The following is a 3,295-nucleotide window of genomic DNA, read 5'->3' on the forward strand; positions in this document are numbered from 1 at the left end:
TGTTAGAACTTGCAAAATGCCTTAGTTGTTCCTGTACCGAGACAACATTCATTACGTTAGCGTTCATGGGTTTTTTTGACTTGCTGTGATAAAGATTATTATTATAAGATCAATCTATTCAAACAAATCAGTATAATAAAGAATTAGTAAAATTACATACTCTAATTCTAACAAGGGGCAACTATCCCATTGCCAATGAATCTAGTCACATAATAACTTAGTAAAATGGGGTTATTTATAACATTTCAGAAGTTACAAAAAGAGGGAATATTTAACCCCAAAACAAGTTAAGGAAAGGTTTGGCTATCATCCCAGTTGCTAAAGGTATTCTACTAGAACGAACTCGGAAGTTTCAAGAATTTTATTTTCAGGTGACACAAGAAACTTGGGATAAAGTTTTTGAAGCGTATTCGGGGACGGATACCCCCAAGAGTCCAGAACGCCCTCCACGCAAACAACGTAGGGGAGTCAATCCGACAGCGAATCACCAACAATTGACCTGCGTTTAACTACGGTTAACGGCGATCATTGTGTATCCCAAGAGCATCGGAGCATCGTTGCCTAACTTGTGCAACAAGTCTATGGTCATGTTAATATATGTTAAGTCAAATTTGATCTGTTATTATTTTCCCATACTCTTTTTTTGATTTCACTAACATTATCATTATTTTTAAAAGGCAATTTTAAATTATTTCACCTATGACTACAAAAACTGAAAGCAATAATTGGCAAATTTCATGGCAGTTATTAAGTGTTATTTTAGCTCTTTCTTTTGGAGGCGTTGGATTTATCGCTACTACCGCTTTATTACGCTTACCTAGTAATCCTAGTTGTAATCGAATTTCTTTATTTTTCAGTTCCGCTACTAATCGTATTTACTGCGCACAATTACAGGCTGATAAAAATACTGTTGATAGTTTATTAGAAGCGATTACTTTGTTAGAAGTTTTATCTCCAAATCATCCTCTGCGCAATGAAATTAATCGTCATGTGGCAGAATGGTCTAATGATATTCTGATGTTAGCTGAAAAGGAATTCAATGAAGGAAAATTAGAAGAAGCCATCGCCATTGCTCGTAAAATACCTCCCCAAGTAGATAATTATCACACCATTGAGGAAAGAATTACTAAATGGACACAAGTATGGGATAAAGCGGAAGCAATTCAAGAAGAAGTTGAGACAGAGTTAAAAAATTCTCAATGGAATAAGGCTTTTTTAGTGGCAGTGAAACTTTTAAATATCAATAATGATTATTGGCAAAATACTCAATATCAAGAAACAGTCAAAACTATTAATTTAGCAAGAGAAGAAAGTAAACAACTTGATGGGGCTTATAGCACTTTGAGAGCTGGAGGTATTGATAATTTATTGAAAACCATTGAAATTGCTTCGGTTATTTCTCCCTCTAGTTATTCTTACAACGAAGCAACTAAACTAATTAAAGATGCTCAAGATAAAATTATCACTATTGTTGAAAAATTTGTTGATCATCAAGATTGGAATAATTTATCAGAATTAGCCGCTAAAATGCCTGATAATGGCAACCTGAAAAATCAAGCTAGAGACTGGGCAACTATAGCTAGTGCTGGAAAAAACGCCAATTTAGGTACTGTTTCTGGCATGGAATTAGCTATCGCTGAAGTTGAACAAATTCCTAGTGATAGTAAAATTTATCAGAAAAGTAGAGAATTAACTTCTCAATGGGTTGCTCAAAAAGAAGATTTAACTTACTTAGCTAATGCTAGAGACTTAGCCAGATCTGGTCAAGTCGGAGATTTGAATGCGGCGATCGCCAAAGCTCAATTAGTTAGTAACGAAAATCCCCTTTATCGGGAAGCACGACAAGAAATACGACAGTGGCAAAAAGATATACAAATTCAAGAAGATAAACCGATATTAGCCAAAGCTCAAGAATTAGCTCAAGGAAATAATATTCAATCATGGCAAAATGCGATTAATGAAGCGAGTCAAATCAAATCAGATAGGGCATTGTACAGTGAAGCTAGTAATTTAATCAGAGATTGGAGACGTAACATTGAAAGAATCGAAGATCAACCACTGTTAGATCAAGCGATCATTTTAGGGAATAATAATAACTATCAAGAAGCCGTTAATACTGCCAGTCGTATTGGTAGAGGACGGGCATTATACACCGATGCTCAAGCTCAAATTCGTCAATGGCGTAGAGAAATTAATGCCCAAGAAGATTTACAAAGAGCGTATCAAATAGCACAAAATAATGATCCTCAATCTTTATCTAGTGCCATTAGTATAGTTCGGAGAATACCATCATCTTCTACCGTAGAATCTCAAAGTCTTCAGGCAATGAATCGTTGGTCAGAACAATTACTAATTTTAGCACGAAGAACCGCCGGAGACTACTCCCCATCATCTATTGAACAAGCCATTAGTATTGCCGAAATGATACCTTCTAGTAGTTCAGCTTATAGCCAAGCTAGACAGGAAATTAAAAATTGGAGAAATGAATTAATTTCGCCTTTAAATAATAATACTCCCGTTCAAGAAACTAATTTTTATAATTGATAAAATTCTTTATATTATTTTGTCTAAGTATTGATTTATTATTATATCTGAGTTCTAAGTTCTAAGTTCTGAGTTCGGAAGAGTTCAGCTATAATTTTATTATTAAACTTAATTATTATGAATATATCGATCAAAAGACCAATTTTAGTCACTGGAGTAAGTCTTTCTTTTTTGCTTTGGATAACACAAAGTCTGAAAAATTCTGTAGGTGAAATGGGTGATTTTAGGCTTGTTATTATAACATTAATAGCAGGTTTTTGGCTTATTTTAAAACGAAAAAAAAAACTAAAGATTGTCAATTCATCTCAGAGTTTATCTATTACTTTCACTGATTTTCAAAAAAAAATTACTGGGATAAAAACCATGCTCAGTTGTTTAAATATGGAAGTAAAAGAATCTAAAAATCAAGAATTATTTACCAATAGTTATGATGCTTTTCAGGAAAGACTATCATTAATTAACAATAACATTAAAAAAAACTATTTAGATATTTGTATTCTTAGTAACAATAAAGTTAGTCCCCTCAGTTTAAATAATATTTTAAAAACTCATTTTGGCGATGTTAAATTTAAAATAAATATCGAAACTTTAAATACTTTAGAAAATTCTGATATTAATTTAAAACTATTATCATTTCAAGAGGATTTAATTTTATTTATTATTCATGGTGATATAACTAATTCCGAAAAACAAACTATTGAAAAAATTATTAATAACCATCAAAAAATATTAGTTTTATTTAATGATATAG

The 3,295-nt window shown here is 32.2% G+C and carries 2 protein-coding genes; both read left to right on the forward strand.

The genetic code is table 11. The features are described from left to right. Nucleotides 1–699 precede the first annotated feature (699 nt). Nucleotides 700–2,544 (forward strand): hypothetical protein, encoded by a 1,845-nt coding sequence (locus FWJ34_RS18865; protein ID WP_308256872.1) that lies wholly within the window; start codon nucleotides 700–702, stop codon nucleotides 2,542–2,544. 117 nt (nucleotides 2,545–2,661) lie between these two features. Beyond that, the coding region (locus FWJ34_RS18870; RefSeq protein ID WP_308256873.1) for a hypothetical protein at nucleotides 2,662–3,295 on the forward strand (634 nt) is incomplete at its 3' end.

This window comes from Geminocystis sp. GBBB08 (assembly GCF_016743215.1).
In the GTDB taxonomy this organism is placed as follows: Bacteria; Cyanobacteriota; Cyanobacteriia; order Cyanobacteriales; family Cyanobacteriaceae; genus Geminocystis.

Coding starts and splice junctions, on each gene's coding strand:
- FWJ34_RS18865 (WP_308256872.1), top strand. CDS start 700: ATGACTACAAAAACTGAAAGCAATAATTGGCAAATTTCATGGCAGTTA.